The following is a 15,741-nucleotide window of genomic DNA, read 5'->3' on the forward strand; positions in this document are numbered from 1 at the left end:
TTCTAAATTTGCTCATTGGAAGATCGTTAAATAAGCAAAAGTCTATTTGAGGTTAAAACCCAAGCGAAAATAGAACCAGCTACAGCTTATTACCACCAAGGGCTATTCAGGACGGTTATTTAGTAAAGATATATCTGCGATCTGCGGATAAAATTGCTACAATACGCAATTATGATTTGGCCAAGGTATTAATATCTTGGCCATGTTGTTTGTACTCGTTTTGTTTCAGTACCCGTTTTATATCAGAGGATATTCGCCTTGAGTCAGTCTACTCAACAAGCCGCTAATACGGCTTTCGCATCACTAAATCTTAAACCTGATTTGCTTGAAAATCTCAAAACCATGGGATTCGAGTCTATGACTCAAATTCAAGCTGAGAGCTTACCTGCAATCCTTGCAGGTGATGACGTGATTGGCCAAGGAAAAACCGGCTCAGGTAAAACTGCAGCATTTGGTTTGGGCTTACTTAACAAGTTAGATGTGAAACGTTTTCGCATTCAAACCATGGTGTTGTGCCCAACACGTGAACTTGCCGACCAAGTGGCAAAAGAGATCCGTACGCTAGCTCGCGGCATTCATAACGTGAAAGTGCTGACATTGTGTGGCGGCGTACCAATGGGACCACAAATTGGTTCTTTGGAACATGGCGCGCACATTATTGTTGGCACCCCAGGACGTATTGTTGATCATCTTGATCGCAATCGCTTAGATTTGAGCAACGTTAACATGCTGATTTTAGATGAAGCTGATCGCATGTTAGAAATGGGCTTTCAGCAGCAATTAGATCAAATTATTGAAGACACGCCGCGTGAGCGTCAAACCTTGCTATTTAGCGCGACCTTCCCTGAGCAAATTAAGCAGGTTGCTGATCAAATCATGTATAAGCCATTAATGGTTAAGGTTGAAGCGACGCACGACAACCTCACTATCGATCAGCATTTTTATCTAACCGAAGATAATCATGCCCGTATGGAGGCTTTACAGTTATTACTACTGGATAAGCAGCCTGAAAGTGCAGTGGTGTTTTGTAACACCCGCCGTGAAACTCAAAAAGTGGCGGATACGTTAGCTGAGCAAGGTTTTAGCGTACTAGCCTTACATGGCGACTTAGAGCAGCGCGAGCGCGATCAAATGTTACTGCGTTTTGCCAACAAAAGTGCCCGCGTATTAGTGGCAACCGATGTGGCTTCTCGTGGTTTAGATATCGAAGACTTAGACGCGGTATTTAACTATCACATTGCCTACGATACCGAAGTACACATTCACCGTATTGGCCGAACAGGCCGCGCAGGTAGTACTGGCGCAGCTTATACTTTCTACAGCCATGAAGATGGTCATCGTATGGTTGAAATCGGTGAGCTTATTGGCCGTGAAATTGACGGTGAAGCATTACCACCAATGAGCGCGTTAACGAAAACGCCACTTGAAGCTGAGATGGTTACCATTCAAATCGATGCTGGTAAGAAGCATAAGGTTCGCCCTGGCGATATCGTTGGTGGTTTAACTGGCGAGAATGGCATTGATGGTGCTGACATTGGTAAAATTAAAGTTACTGATATTCGCTCATTTGTGGCGGTTAAACGCACTGCGTCTAAAAAAGCCCTGAACAAGATCACTAAAGGCCGCTTAAAAGGTAAAACCTACCGCGCTTGGTTCTTGTAGAATAAAATCTTGTCGCATTCGTTTTTGTAGAATGAATTCTTAGAGGTCGATTCTTGTAAAATGAGTTGCTCATAAAAAAGCGAGCTTAGTGAAAACTAAACTCGCTTTTTTGTATCTATTTATGGCTCAGTGCTATTTATTTTGTTGAGTCTCTGCAGCAGTCGCTTGACTGTTATCGACTTTGAATAGCATATTAATCAGTGTCGACCTTGCCTTAGTACCGTAGCACTCAACTAAAAAAGCCCCAAAAAAAGGTATGAAAACCATTGTCTTCATACCTTTTTATTGTGCTGATTAAGCCACTGCGACTAGCTAGTCACGGGACTTAGGTCTTGCATTAGCGTAAGGATTCACACTGCCAGAAGCTGCGCTATTGGCGCTATTGTTACCTTGACGGCGACGTTGTGGCTTTTTAGCCGCAGTTGAATTTGCCGAGGCATCAGCGCGCGAATTCTGGCGCGCACTATGTCTAGATTCAGGTCTGGCTGAGTTATCATTATTGTTTTGGCTAGCATGCTTACGGCGATTTGGATTCGGCTTTTTATGGTTGCTGTTGTGGCCACCAGCGCGATTTAAATTCGGCTCAGGTAAAGTATGACATGCTTCATAACCGGCAATTTGTTTACGTTCAATTACGCGCTTAATAAGACGCTCAATATCATGCAGTAATTTGACTTCTTCATCACTTACTAATGATACCGCTTGACCAGAAGCACCCGCACGGCCAGTACGGCCAATACGATGCACATAATCTTCAGGCACATTCGGTAAGTCAAAGTTAACCACAAATGGCAGTTGGTCAATATCGATACCACGGGCAGCGATATCGGTTGCCACCATCACTTGTGCAGTACCCGCTTTAAAGTCAGCTAAAGCTTTAGTACGAGCGCTTTGACTCTTGTTGCCATGAATAGCAACCGCTTTAATACCATCAGCTTCTAGGTTTTTTGCTAAGCGGTTGGCGCCATGTTTGGTGCGTGAAAAAACTAACACTTGATGCCAATCATTTTCTTTAATTAGCTTGGTTAGAATTTTAGCTTTACGGCTTTTATCAATGGCGTATACCGCTTGATCAACCGTGTTCGCTGTTGCGTTACGTGGCGTTACTGAAATTTCAACTGGGTTATTGACTAAGCCTTTAGCCAGCTCGCGAATTTCATCTGAGAAGGTGGCTGAGAACATTAAGTTCTGACGTTGCTTTGGCAACATGGCTAAGATTTTCTTAATGTCACGAATAAAGCCCATATCCAGCATTCTGTCGGCTTCATCCAAAATAAGTACTTCAAGCTGACTAAAGCTCAATACTTTTTGTTGGCATAAATCTAATAATCGACCCGGTGTTGCCACCAAGACATCAACGCCATTTCTTAATGCTGCAATTTGCGGGTTGATTGATACGCCGCCAAATACAACTGCAGATTTAAGCGGTAAATTAGCACCGTACGTTGACACGCTTTCGGCAACTTGAGCGGCTAATTCACGTGTTGGAGTTAACACCAAAGCTCTAACTTGTCCGCGCTGTGCACGTTGACCTTTTGAAAGTAGTTCTAGTAGTGGCAGGGTAAAACCTGCTGTCTTGCCGGTACCGGTTTGTGCTGCAGCCATAACATCTTTGCCTTCAAGTACAGCAGGGATCGCTTGTGCTTGAATAGCGGAAGGCGTGTCATAGCCTTGTTTTTCAACAGCTTTTAAAATTGCTGCACTTAAGCCAAGGGAGGCAAAACTCATAGAATGATCTCTTTGGTCAACGCTAACGTTGTTTACAATAAATGGGAGCCAGAATGTGGCGGGCGTGAAGCTTACCTGAATAGGTGCATAAGTGCTAATAAATCGCCAATTTAACCCTTGGCCTTAGGCTTTGATAACCGCGGCTAACGCTGGTGCTAGCGGTATTTCCACTCAGCACAATGGCCGAAAACGATGAATAAGGATTAATCTTTGATGGCAAAGTCGGCTATTTAACATACAATGAAATACAATCACTTACCGAATGGAGTCGCGATAAATGAAACCGCAGTTTGCCGCGCAAGTTCATATTGAAAAAACGCTGGCTTGCCTTCGTGAACAAGCCAGTTCGGTGATTAAAAATATTTTGCTCATGTCTAATGTTTCCAGCCAAGATCTGCAGCAGGGGATGAAAAAGTTACATGGTCACGGCCAAGTGGCACTGCATTTTCATCCCGATCGCATTGATAGTCGCGGGCTCAGTGTGGCAGCGGGGCTATTAAAAGATGGCTATTATAAAACCCAGTTTGAGACTCATATCTCCAATGGCCAGTTATCACCTGAATTAGGTGGCCCTCGAGATCATTGGGAGAACCAACTATTTGGCCAATGCTACTCTGGGGTAAAACATCGGCCCAAATATGGCGCCTTAGATTTAGGCTTGTGCCCACTAGGCCCAGCGCCTCGTTTTGGTAGTTGTTACTTCATTACCCAGCCCCAGGTGTTATCTCGCTGCAGTTTTAGTTATATGGATTCATATCGCTTGCCAAAAGAAAAGGGCACGCTGCAGTGTTTTGAAGTGATTTTAGCGGCGTTACTGAGTGAAAGTTTTGAGCGCCACTATGCGCTGGGGCTGGCGAATATCAAACCGGCGCAGATTATTACCCATTTACAGCAGCTACCTGTGGGAGTTAATGCACGCTTTACTCGCCAGCCCTTATGTAATCTTGATCATTATATCGAAGCGCAGATCCACGGAGATGTATCACTGGATGATGATATTGCCTACTTGGTGGCTGACCCTAGCTTTAAACAAACAGAAGTGGGGGATTGCATGCAAGCCCTCTGTGAGGAATATGACATCACACTGCTGTGGCATCAGGGTTATCAATTAACCCTTGATAATGTGCCAAAAGACTTTCGTGGTCCTGATATGCCTGCGCTTGCTCAAGCAATTGCGAAAGACGGCTTAATCAGCGCGCAATTAATTGGCAAAGCGGCAATGGATCTCAGCTTAAAGCCAATGTCATGGAGTGAACGCGGTAAACAAGCGCAGCAGTTACAGCAGCTGAAGTTAATCTGGCATGTGTTAGTGAAATTTGGTGCGATTGCGCCAACGGATCCAACGGTTTAAGCGACTTGCTAAAGCCAGTAGCTAAAGCCTGTTGCTAAAGCCAGTAGCTAAACCAGCAGCCTGATAAGGTTAGCTAAAACGATAGGTTGCTCCGCCTTGGCGTTTGGATTTGTACATGGCAAAGTCAGCTGATTTAATCAAACTATCAAAGCATTCACCCGAATCAGGGTAAGTGGCGATGCCAATACTGCAATTAACGTTTACCGACTGTCCACTTAATTGAAAGGGCTTATATAAACATGCAATTAAGGTATCTGCCACAGCGGCAATGTCGTTGTTATCGTGAATGCCTTCAATCATTAACACAAACTCATCGCCACCCATTCTAGCAATGGTGTCAGCATCTCTGATTTGGGCATTTAACCTGCGTCCCACTTCTATTAGCACTTGATCACCTTCGTTATGACCTAGGCTGTCATTGACCTTTTTAAAGTCATCTAAATCAATATAAAACAGACAAAAACGACTGTTGTTGCGTTTGGCTCTTTCGATATATTGTCCGACTCTGTCTGTGAGTAAGTGACGGTTGGGCATTTGGGTGAGTTGATCGTAATAGGCAAGGTTTAATAACCGCTGGGCATCTTCAATGCGCTTGGTGATATCGCGGTTGATGCCGAGTGCGCCGATAAACTGCTGTTGTTCATCAAACAGCGGGATGCACATAGACTCAATCCAGCCGATGGTGCCATCTTGATGTTTAAAGCGAATTTCACCGCTCCACTTGCCATGCGTGGCCACTGCAGACATCACTTGCTCGGTGATAGATTCAGTATCCTCCGGCGCATGCAAAATACTGACGTGCTGACCCAGTATCTCGGCTTTACTATAGCCATATAAAGATTCAGAGCCCGCGTTCCAATCAATCACAACCCCTTTAGCGTCGGTAACCACAACGGCATCGAATAAATAATCAAATGCTTGCGCCCGAAGTGCAGGAAGATCAAATTGCATTTAATTGCATCTCCAAGGTGAATTTTTTGTCATAAAAAGGGACTAACTCAATGTGGGTAGAACCCGAGTATTTGTCAATGGGTAATATTTGAACATAGCAATATTTATGGTTTTAGTCATGGAGATTTTTGCTGGCACAGGTCATCAAAGCCGCTGTGGTTTTTAAGCTGATTTTTTAACCCTGTAAACCAGGTTAATAAGCTTTACCTACTATAATTTTTATTAGTAATGTGTGAGTCAGTTAACACTTCTAAGGTGGCGGCTGTAATCTAGGGCTTTAGCTTGCGATACTGCGGCAATTTTCCACACTTTACCGCGCCAGTCTTGGCCTATTTATCTTCAGGAATCTAATGGATAAAACTTTAGAAAAGTCCCTCACTCACTGGCTTAAATCGCAGAAATCATCTTGTGGTATTTTCCTTAAATTAGCCATCTTTACCGGGGCCGCTAATGGTGTGGCAATTGTTGCCCAAGCTTATTTACTGGCGACCATTCTGCATGGGGTGATCATGCTGGAATTACCCATGGGCAGTTTTAAGCTGCAATTTGGCGCTTTAATCAGTTTGATTTTAGTCAGAGCAGTGCTGGCATACGCCAGAGAACGCTTGAGCTTTGAAGCGGGTAAACGCCTTCGTGGTGACATTCGTGAAGCTGTGCTCAATAAACTTACCGACTTAGGTCCCGCTTTTATTCAAGGTAAACCCGCAGGGGCATGGGCCAGTGTGGTCCTTGAGCAAGTTGAAGACTTACACGACTTTTATGCTAAATATTTACCACAAATGATGCTAGCCGCGTTTATTCCGCTGATTATTCTAGTGGCGGTATTTCCGCTTAACTGGGCCTCTGGAGTCATTTTACTGGCCACCGCGCCGTTAATCCCTATGTTTATGATTTTAGTGGGCATGGGCGCCGCCGATGCTAACCGTAAAAACTTCAGCGCGCTGTCGCGTTTAAGCGGCCACTTTATGGATCGCTTAAAAGGCTTAAGTACTCTTAAGCTGTTTCACCGTGGTGAAACCGAAGTAAAGCAAATCGAAACCGCCTCAGAAGACTTTAGACAACGCACTATGTCAGTGCTGAGAATGGCATTTTTAAGTTCAGCGGTACTGGAGTTTTTTGCTGCGCTGTCTATCGCCGTGCTGGCGGTGTATTTTGGCTTTAGTTATCTCGAGCATCTTAACTTTGGTCATTACGGGGTTAAAATCAGCTTATTTACCGGCATGTTTGTGTTGATTTTAGCACCTGAATTTTTTCAGCCATTACGTGATTTAGGTACCCATTACCATGCTAAAGCGCAAGCCATTGGCGCAGCAGAAGCCTTGGTAGAACTTCTTGAGCATCCTAATCCATTAAAGCAAGTTGACGAAAACTTTAGCGAGCAAACAGGCCAGCTGCGCAATACCGACCTCAGTAAAATTGTGATTACCGCATCAAACCTTGAAGTGCTCACCCTAGAGGGCAAACCCTTATTAGGGCCGATTTCATTTAGCATTAAAGCCGGCGAGCATATTGCTATTGTTGGCCCAAGTGGCGCCGGTAAAACCAGTTTATTAAATGCCTTGCTGGGCTTTTTACCCTATAGAGGTTCGCTGCAAATTAATGCCGCTGAGCTGAGTTTGCTTGATAAAGATTATTGGCGCTCAAGGCTTGCATGGTTAGGTCAAGACCCACAGTTGTTCCATGGCACCATTCGCGACAATGTCAGCCTAGGTAATGCACAGCTCAGCGATGCTGAGATTATGGCGTTACTGCAACAAGCCAATATTGCCGATTTTGTTCAGGCGCACCCTCAGGGGCTTGATGCCATTATTAGTGATCAATCAGCGGGTATTTCAGTGGGTCAGGCCCAGCGTATTGCCCTTGCGCGGGCGTTATCGCAACCTGCGAGTTTGTTCTTATTGGATGAACCTACGGCCAGCCTTGATAACCAAAGTGAGCAGTTGGTTAGCGCGGCGCTGAATCAAGCCAAACAGCAGCAAACCAGTTTGATGATCACCCATCGATTAGACCAGCTTCAAGATATGGACAATATATTAGTGATTGATAACGGCAAGCTTGTGCAGCAAGGCGACTATAAAACCCTCAGCCAGCAACCGGGTTTATTTAAATCAATGCAGCAACAAGATGATGGTTTATCACTGTTTATTGCTGCTGATTTGGCAGCTGATACTGACGCGGCGCACTTAGAGAATCACGCTGAAACAGGCGAGAGTATTGGCACTAAGGAGGATAAATAATGCAAGTTTTATATCCGTTCCTTAAATTGTTTAAGCGCCAATGGCTGATGATGGCCATTGGCTTGTTTCTTACCTGTAGCACTATCCTCACGGGTATTGGTTTATTGTCGTTATCGGGCTGGTTTTTATCCGCAACCGCCATCGCGGGTTTAACTGCAGCCACGGCATTAGCCTTTAACTTTTTTACCCCTGCTGGTGGAGTGCGATTTTTCTCCATTGCCCGCACCGCAAGTCGTTATGGTGAGCGCTTAGCCACCCATGAAGCGACCTTTAAATTACTCACGGATTTACGAGTTTGGTCTTGGAAAAAGCTGTTTCCGCTTAGTGCCAGTAATCTGCAAGGGTTACGACAAGGCGACATGCTGAACCGCCTAGTGGCCGATATTGATACCTTAGATCATTTGTATTTACGCTTACTGGTGCCAATGACCGCGTCGCTTTTGACCATCATTGCCTTGTATGCATTTTTATCATGGTTTGATTTAACCTTAGCGTTAAGCCTGTGTGGTTTGTTGCTGAGTGTATGGATTGTGCTGCCATTGATATTCTATCGCTTAGGCAGAAAGCCTGGTGAGGCTGTGGTAGATGCTAAGCGCCACTTTAGAGTGTTAATCCTTGATGTGATTCAGGGACAAGCTGAATTAAGCATTTTTGCAGCTAATGATCGTTATAGACAAAAATTACGTGATGCTGAAACCGCCTTATTTAACAGCCAAACCGCCATGGCCAATATTACTGGTTTTAGCCAAGGGCTATTGATTGCGGTGAACGGTTTTGCGGTAGTCATGATGTTATATCTTGCCGGACAAGGCGTTGGCGAGCAGGTGCCGCCCGGCCCCTTAATGGCGACCATGGTATTTGCCACTATGGCGTCAATTGAAATGATGATGCCAATTTCAGGGGCGTTTCAGCATTTATCTAGCTGTGTGTTATCGGCTAAACGTATTACTGAAATTACCGATCAGCAAGGGGATATTCAGTACGGTGAGCGCCAATATCAAGGGGTTGAATTGGGCGGTGCGGAACTTGAATTAAACGATATTCACTTTGGCTATCAAGCTGAGCGGTCAATTTTAACCGGGGTTAATTTACACATAAGCCAAGGCCAAAAAGTGGCCTTACTTGGGCCAACGGGCTGTGGTAAATCAAGCTTGCTTGCACTGATCACCCGTGAGTGGATGCCGCAACAAGGTCAAATTAGATTATCAGGCCATGATATTGCTGACTATGATGAAGCGGCATTACGCAACGCAATGACTGTGGTAAGTCAGCGGGTTCATTTATTTGCAGGTACTGTGCGCGATAACTTGAGCATTGCCTTACCTCATGTTGAGGGGCAAAAGAAAAAAGCCAATGATCAGCGCTTAATTGCAGTATTAAAGCAAGTGGGCTTAGGCACGTTACTTGAGTCAGTCACGGCGACAGATCGCGGTGAAGAAATTGGTTTAGACAGTTGGATTGGTGAAGGCGGGCGTCAGTTATCAGGTGGCGAGCAGCGCCGAATTGGGGTGGCTCGTGCATTACTGCGTGATGCGCCTATTTTATTGCTTGATGAGCCAACCGAAGGGCTTGATAAGCGCACCGAACGGGAAATTTTACGTTTACTGTTTAAGTTTGCTGAAGGTAAAACCTTACTGATGATAAGCCACAGACTCACCGCCATGGCTGAGATGGATCAAATTCATATGCTGGATAATGGACTGATTGCTGCCAGTGGCACCCATGAAGCGTTAATGAAGGATTGTGCTGAATACCAAGGCCTATACCGCCATTTAGCCAGAGACTAATCGGCTAATTTTTAAGGCTAGTGTTAATTTATCCACTAGCCTTCATCGGCTAAGCTTCTAATGAATAAGCTTTTAATGAATAAGCTTTTAATGAATAAGCTTTCATCAAATAAGCTTCTAAATAACAAGGCTAATTAATCAAGGCGCTTATAATAAGCGCCTTTTTTATGGAAATGAATAAGTTATTTAGTGCTTAAATGCATGGCTTTGTTATCTATAATTTGCACTGCTGGGGTGTGGTTATTTGCGGCTGTCTGCAGCTCATTTTGCATCGCTGTCTGCAACATCACTTTTGCCACTCGCTCGCCGCTTATGGGCTTATATTTCACAAGTGGGCCGATAAACAAGCCTGAAGTGAGTTTAAATAACCTTTGGCCTACATCCTCAAGCGCTCGCTGACTTTGGCGCTGACCTAATAATAAACTTGGCTGAAATATCATTAACTTGGGCAAGTTAAGCGCGACTAAAGCTTGTTGCACTTCGCCCTTAACGCGATTATAAAAAATGCTTGAATCTGCATTAGCATCTAATGCGGTGACCAGCAAAAAAGACCATGGCTTTGAACGGTTGCTGCGGAGCTGATGTTGTTGGATTAACTTAGCGAAATCAATAACGGCAGTCACATCGACTTTTTTAAAATTATCTTGGCTACCAGCTTGCTTAATGGTGGTGCCTAAACAACAAAATGCATGATCGATATCCATAGGTATCGATAGCGTTGGGATATCTTCCAGCTGACACTGAATAAAGCTAAGTTTATCGCTGCCGTGGGTACCTTCAGCCAGTTGTGGCAGGCGTCGACCTAAAACCACTACCTTGTGGTAGCGCTCATCAGCCAGCAACCCAGCCAAGACATTTGTACCAATAAGCCCTGTGGCACCAATTATTGCAGCATTCATATTGTTTCCTAAAGTTCCAAGCCTGCTGCCATTTAACAGCTAATAAGTGTCGATTTTAGCATGAAATAAGCTTGTTAATACGGCTCAAAATAAGTACGCACAAAAGCGCTGCTGCATAGGTAATTGAACAGGTGATTGCATAGGTAATTGCAGGCTTCTCAATGCATAGCTGCTGTCATTGAATAGCTAATAAGTGTTGGTTTTAGCATGGAATAAGCTTGTTAATATCATCAAGATAGCGCAGTATTTTGTGGCATAAATATAATGAATAAGCTGACCATTCAGTTTGAAAACATAAAAACAGGGAGACGTTATGGGATTCTTTGATGCGATATTAGGCAACTCGTCAGAAGTTGATTTAGCCGAGCTAGAGCAAGAGTTAGCGCCAATTTTAGCTGACAATGAGTCAGTGCATTTGGGCTATAAATTGATCCGCGATATGTTTGTGTTTACCGACAAACGGCTTATTTTAATCGATAAGCAAGGCATGACAGGTAAGAAAGTCAGCTATCACTCAATCGCCTATAAATCGATGACCCACTTTATTGTGGAAACTGCAGGCACCTTTGATATGGATGCAGAGCTGAAAATTTATATTTCAGGCACTGAGCAACCCATAGTTAAAGAGCTAAAAAAAGGCACTGATGTGGTGGGCATTCAAAAAGCCATTGCTAACTTTTCACTTTAATCGCGAGTTAATGTGTTTTATAACAAAGCAGCCAGCTAAAGCCTTACCATAAACCGCTGGCTAAAAACGAATACTGAGTTAACATATCGGCTGAGCCATAACGCAATCATTAGCTGCGTATGGTTAGGCCTACTTTACATATTGGATAACGCAAATGACCACTAACAACCCGCAACCATCTCCTTTGAATGATGCCCCTAAATCCATTCAACTTGCGGTCGATTTAATTCAGTTACTCGAAGAAAACAAAATAGATACCGCAACGGCTATTGAGGCATTAGAAATCACCTTAGCTGATTTCAAAACAAAGCAGCAACAGGGCGTGTAACTTAGCCTGTGTAATGGCTTTGGCGCTGCTCAATAGCTCGAACTAAAATAATAAGGAACACACATGGCTGAAGCTCATTTACCACTTACTGATTTCATTGAATATTCCCAAGCAGATATGATTAAGCGGGCGCAGCAAAATTACCAAGAGGTCAAGCGCCGCCATTCTATTCGTAAGTTTTCTGATAGGGCAGTTCCTCAAGACATTATTGAGCAATGTATTTTAGCCGCAGGAACCGCGCCAAATGGCGCAAATCATCAGCCGTGGCACTTTGTCGCCATCAGCAACCCTGAGATTAAAGCGCAAATTCGCCAGCAAGCTGAAGCCATCGAACAAGCGTTTTATGCCGGTCGCGGCGGTGAAGAGTGGCTCGATAATTTAAAGCCATTAGGCACTAATGCGAGTAAACCTTATCTAGAAACCGCGCCTTGGTTAATAGCGGTGTTTTCGAAAAAACGCAGTGAAGATAATGGTGAGCAAAAGCAGAATTATTACGTGCATGAGTCGGTAGGCATCGCCACAGGCTTTTTAATTCAAGCGCTGCATCATGCAGGCCTTGGCACGTTAACCCACACCCCAAAACCTATGTCGTTTTTAAGTAAGGTGTGCGGCCGCGATAATGACAATGAGCGACCTTATATGCTGATTGTGGTGGGGTATCCTGATGAGAATGCCACAGTGCCAGAGCATGCTTTACACAAGAAATCGTTAACTGAAATATGTGATTTTTTATGATTACTTCCAGCCTTGTAACCACAGGCTGGTTTGTTTTAACTCACGCCAATTGATAGCAAATTCTTGACCGTTTAGCTCAGCTCTAATTAAGCATTCAATCACATTTTGTTGTTCATCAAAACTGACTTTTGTGACCGAAAAGTGTTTTAGTTTTTCGGTCACATTGACCTTAGTCCATTTACTATGAAGTAACTTTTTTGGGTGTAATGGGTTCATTCATTTTTCCTAGTTGGCGGTCTATATTTCATATGCTCTGGGTCTATATCTCATATGATTGTTTATTTACTTCATTACGTTGAAGTGAGTTAAAAGGTTCAGCTATAGAAGGGTTCTATTTCCAAACTCTGTTTGGATTAACATTGTGGTTTTTTCACATTCTCTAGATGTAGACTGTTGGTTTACTTTCAGTATTTCCAAACTCCGTTTGGATTAACATCGCAGGTTTTCCACCTACATCAGATTTAGACTGTTGGTTTCCTTTCTATATTTCCAAACTTCGTTTGGATTAACGTCGTGGCGCTTCGCCCACACCAGACCAAAAGGGGAAAAGCGCTTGTTCCCCTTTTGGATATCCCCCAGCGCCCCGACGAAAAATGCTGAAAAGCGCATAATTTTCGATGGGGATTGATCCAGCTTTTAACTTCGTTTGTCGCTAACTTCGGCCTTATTCGAAAATGCTAAAGCTTCCGATGGTGCATCCATGCACCTCGAAAGCTATGCTCACATCCATGTGAGCATCACGCTATTTTCTTCAACGTCCTCAATTCAAATTGAGTCTTTTAGCTGATTAGATTCTCAGTCTTTTTAGCTTTTTTTAATTGCCACAAATGAAGTTAAATCGAAGATATGAAAATCCCAGTGTAAGCGCGGCTGTGACCGTCCATGACATGGACGTCATGGCCGAGCTTTCAGGGACGAACTTGCAGCGTGTCACAGTCGTGCTTGCACATAAGCCTGCGGCAGGCAATGGATTAGATTGAAGTCATGACCTGCTGTAACTGAGCCAATATAAATGAAGTTTAAAGCTTTAATATCACTGCGTATTAACGCAGTTATAATCCTCCTCTAAGAATTTTCATTATTATCTAAGTCCAAATCAGGTCAATTGGCATCGATAAATTTGAGGTTGAAATTAACTTATATATTTCAAGGGTTTACGTTATTCACGTTGAGTGGCAATGGACCCGATAAATGTTCAGGCTCAACTTTGCGGAGTGATTAATCTTAATGTGGCCAACAACGTAGGTGTTAGCCATTTTACATCAGTAGTTTACGTGATAAGTTAAATTAAAAATTAATTATAAGCAGGGATTTATCCGAGACGCTGGATAATAAGCTGTTAAATTGCAAATGGAGTTTTCATGTCACTATCGAATATGATGAAAGATAAATTAATTCTACAAAAACAAAATGGCAACGTATTTGAGAATATTAACTCACTTGTAGTCCCTAAATTTATAATGACTGAACGTGATGATCTACAAATAGAGACAGGTGATTTGCTCATAAGAAAACTCCCTAATGGATTGGAGGATACGTTTGAAGTAATAGATCCTGGCTTTTATTCTGGAATGGGGCAATTGCCTTCTGGATATAAAGCGACGTATAAAAAGCTTGGAATTCCTGAGGCTGAGACTGCAATCAAAAATATCACTTATAATTTTCATGGTGAAAATGCACGTGTAAATAATAACTCAGTTGATAATTCTACAAATATTGTGAATTCAAATTCTGACATAGCTGAACATATTGAGTTATTAAGAACTGAAGTTAGTCGCCTTATAAAAAGCACAGAAGAAAAAAGAGATGCGTTAGATATAGTAGATGCAATTGAATGTCAGATGAACTCTGAGAAACCAAGTAAAGCGGTTTTAAACACTTTGATCTCTGCTTTACCTCATGCGGGTAGTATTGCGTCTATAGGCTCCTTTCTATTGACAGCACTTGCTGGCTAGCAATTTAACAAGGTACTTAAATGTAACTAAAGCAGTGGGTTAGTTTCGATTCACTTCACATTGTAACCCACAATTTTAGTCCGCTTAAGCTGGCGTTACTAACCCACTTTTTGTCCAAAAACAAGTTACAAACCAATCCCAATTATGCCGCTAAAGTAGCTAGCTACTTTGCGCTAAAATAGCTTGTTGTAATTGTCGTAAATCATTCACAATAAAATCAGCTTGAGATTGATAATCAGGCTGCTTATTGTGGTTGATAAACACCGACTTCATTCCTGCATTTTTCGCCGCTTGAATATCATATAAATAATCCCCTACATAAATCAGTGACGCAGGGGCGATATCCCAAGTGGTGGCGATGGCCAGCAGTGCATCTGGGGCGGGTTTGGCGGGGTAACACTCGCGGGTTAATACCAGTTCAAGGCTTATATTATTTTGCCTAAGCTTAGTGGCCGTGGCCGCTTTACTGTTGCGGGTAACAATGGCGCTGGGCAAACTTAATCGTTCAATGCTGCTGAGCAATTCATGCATATGCGGCAAGGCTTTGGCGTTAGTGGCGTCTTGCGTTTCATGGGCCAAGATAATTTGGTTGGCTCTATCTCGCAAAGGCGGGTGGGTAATATCGGCAACAAAATCCAGTAGGTCAACATCAAAAGGGCAACCTAACTCTTGTTTTATTTGGCTAAAATCCAGTGCTGATTCAACCAAGGTGCCATCTAAATCAAAAATGACGCCTTTAATGCCGGCCAAACTTTTCATTGCTAATCCTTGCAGTCAAAAATAGGGTGTTGATGGGCGATAGCCTTTCGTGCTTGTGTTCTGATTCTACTCAGCTTGTGCTTAGCTTATGTCTATATATGGCTATCAAATACCAGCGTATCTAAGGTAATACTAAATGGACCTTGTTGCTTGGCGGCGATCAGTAAGCCAATACGGCTGATATCAGCAAATTTTAACGCTGGCGCGCTGATATTTCTACCCCGAAAACGTGGCTGAAAATCTGTGCTGGTAAATGTGTGTTCACTCCATTGGCCTGCTTGCGTATCAAAGTCGGCGGCATAAGCTTCACCAAAGCTGAGTTTGGCGGTTTTTAGGCGTAATTGATAGCGTTTACCGTCACCAAATACCTTAAGGGTTATACGGTCACTATAAGGGGTTGCTTGACGTAATTGAAACTCTATCGAGGCAAAGCCGCCATTATTATCTAGTGAGACATTACCGCTAAATACGGCATTTTGGCCTTGTTGAGAGTCAAGCTGACTTGCCGATAATCCGCCCATTACCGTGTCATTACTGATTCTGCCCTCTGTGACATGGTTGGGGTTATCAAACTGAATTTCCATGGCGAAAGCCTTTATGCTGAGTAAATGAAATAGCACCAAAGTGACAATATAAAGCGGAAATAACTTTAGCATAATGC

The 15,741-nt window shown here is 43.3% G+C and carries 14 protein-coding genes; 8 read left to right on the forward strand and 6 right to left on the reverse strand.

Annotated elements, in window-relative coordinates:
- Nucleotides 1–258 precede the first annotated feature (258 nt).
- Nucleotides 259–1,662, forward strand: a complete 1,404-nt coding sequence (gene dbpA, locus BM739_RS11325) for an ATP-dependent RNA helicase DbpA (RefSeq protein ID WP_076540692.1) — start codon at nt 259–261, stop codon at nt 1,660–1,662.
- 312 nt (nt 1,663–1,974) lie between these two features.
- Here the strand turns inward: dbpA and BM739_RS11330 are convergent, their stop codons facing one another.
- Nucleotides 1,975–3,390: a DEAD/DEAH box helicase gene (locus BM739_RS11330; protein ID WP_076540693.1), complete on the reverse strand. Its 1,416-nt coding sequence runs from the start codon at nt 3,388–3,390 to the stop codon at nt 1,975–1,977.
- Between the two features lie 277 nt (nt 3,391–3,667).
- On the opposite strand from BM739_RS11330, the gene BM739_RS11335 reads away from it, so the two are divergent.
- Nucleotides 3,668–4,741, forward strand: a complete 1,074-nt coding sequence (locus BM739_RS11335; RefSeq protein ID WP_076540695.1) for a DUF3626 domain-containing protein — start codon at nt 3,668–3,670, stop codon at nt 4,739–4,741.
- A 69-nt stretch (nt 4,742–4,810) separates the two neighbouring features.
- On the opposite strand, the gene BM739_RS11340 is transcribed toward BM739_RS11335, so the two are convergent.
- Complete coding sequence (locus tag BM739_RS11340) at nt 4,811–5,692, reverse strand: sensor domain-containing diguanylate cyclase (RefSeq protein ID WP_076540697.1); 882 nt, start codon at nt 5,690–5,692, stop codon at nt 4,811–4,813.
- Nucleotides 5,693–6,042: 350 nt separating this feature from the next.
- Here BM739_RS11340 and cydD point away from each other — a divergent pair, with 350 nt between their 5' ends.
- Nucleotides 6,043–7,929: a cysteine/glutathione ABC transporter permease/ATP-binding protein CydD gene (gene cydD, locus BM739_RS11345; RefSeq protein ID WP_076540698.1), complete on the forward strand. Its 1,887-nt coding sequence runs from the start codon at nt 6,043–6,045 to the stop codon at nt 7,927–7,929.
- The gene (cydC, locus tag BM739_RS11350) at nt 7,929–9,716 is read left to right on the forward strand and encodes a cysteine/glutathione ABC transporter ATP-binding protein/permease CydC (protein WP_076540700.1); all 1,788 of its coding nucleotides are present in this window, start codon (nt 7,929–7,931) and stop codon (nt 9,714–9,716) included. Before cydD ends, cydC begins: the two co-directional genes overlap by 1 nt.
- 182 nt (nt 9,717–9,898) lie before the next feature.
- Here cydC and BM739_RS11355 read toward each other — a convergent pair whose 3' ends face one another.
- Entirely contained in the window at nt 9,899–10,615 is a 717-nt protein-coding gene (locus BM739_RS11355) for a hypothetical protein (protein ID WP_076540702.1), read from the reverse strand.
- 313 nt (nt 10,616–10,928) lie between these two features.
- Between BM739_RS11355 and BM739_RS11360 the strand changes: the two genes are divergently transcribed.
- From BM739_RS11360 to BM739_RS11370, 3 genes are all read left to right on the forward strand, one after another.
- On the forward strand, nt 10,929–11,303 hold the full coding sequence (locus BM739_RS11360) for a PH domain-containing protein (RefSeq protein ID WP_076540704.1): 375 nt from the start codon (nt 10,929–10,931) through the stop codon (nt 11,301–11,303).
- Between the two features lie 154 nt (nt 11,304–11,457).
- Nucleotides 11,458–11,631, forward strand: coding sequence for a YbaM family protein (locus BM739_RS11365; protein WP_076540706.1), 174 nt, complete (start codon nt 11,458–11,460; stop codon nt 11,629–11,631).
- Between the two features lie 63 nt (nt 11,632–11,694).
- Nucleotides 11,695–12,366, forward strand: coding sequence for a nitroreductase family protein (locus BM739_RS11370; RefSeq protein ID WP_076540708.1), 672 nt, complete (start codon nt 11,695–11,697; stop codon nt 12,364–12,366).
- On the opposite strand, the gene BM739_RS11375 is transcribed toward BM739_RS11370, so the two are convergent.
- On the reverse strand, nt 12,367–12,582 hold the full coding sequence (locus BM739_RS11375) for a TIGR02450 family Trp-rich protein (protein ID WP_076540709.1): 216 nt from the start codon (nt 12,580–12,582) through the stop codon (nt 12,367–12,369).
- Between the two features lie 1,145 nt (nt 12,583–13,727).
- On the opposite strand from BM739_RS11375, the gene BM739_RS11380 reads away from it, so the two are divergent.
- Nucleotides 13,728–14,321 carry a hypothetical protein gene (locus BM739_RS11380; protein ID WP_076540711.1) on the forward strand — a complete coding sequence of 198 codons (594 nt, stop codon included), beginning with the start codon at nt 13,728–13,730 and terminating at the stop codon, nt 14,319–14,321.
- A gap of 159 nt (nt 14,322–14,480) precedes the next feature.
- Here the strand turns inward: BM739_RS11380 and BM739_RS11385 are convergent, their stop codons facing one another.
- The gene (locus BM739_RS11385; RefSeq protein ID WP_076540712.1) at nt 14,481–15,080 is read right to left on the reverse strand and encodes an HAD family hydrolase; all 600 of its coding nucleotides are present in this window, start codon (nt 15,078–15,080) and stop codon (nt 14,481–14,483) included.
- A gap of 92 nt (nt 15,081–15,172) precedes the next feature.
- Entirely contained in the window at nt 15,173–15,736 is a 564-nt protein-coding gene (locus tag BM739_RS11390) for a CIA30 family protein (RefSeq protein ID WP_083698137.1), read from the reverse strand.
- Nucleotides 15,737–15,741: the final 5 nt, after the last annotated feature.

Origin of the sequence: Shewanella sp. UCD-KL21, from assembly GCF_001957135.1 — a bacterium.
In the GTDB taxonomy this organism is placed as follows: domain Bacteria; phylum Pseudomonadota; class Gammaproteobacteria; order Enterobacterales; family Shewanellaceae; genus Shewanella.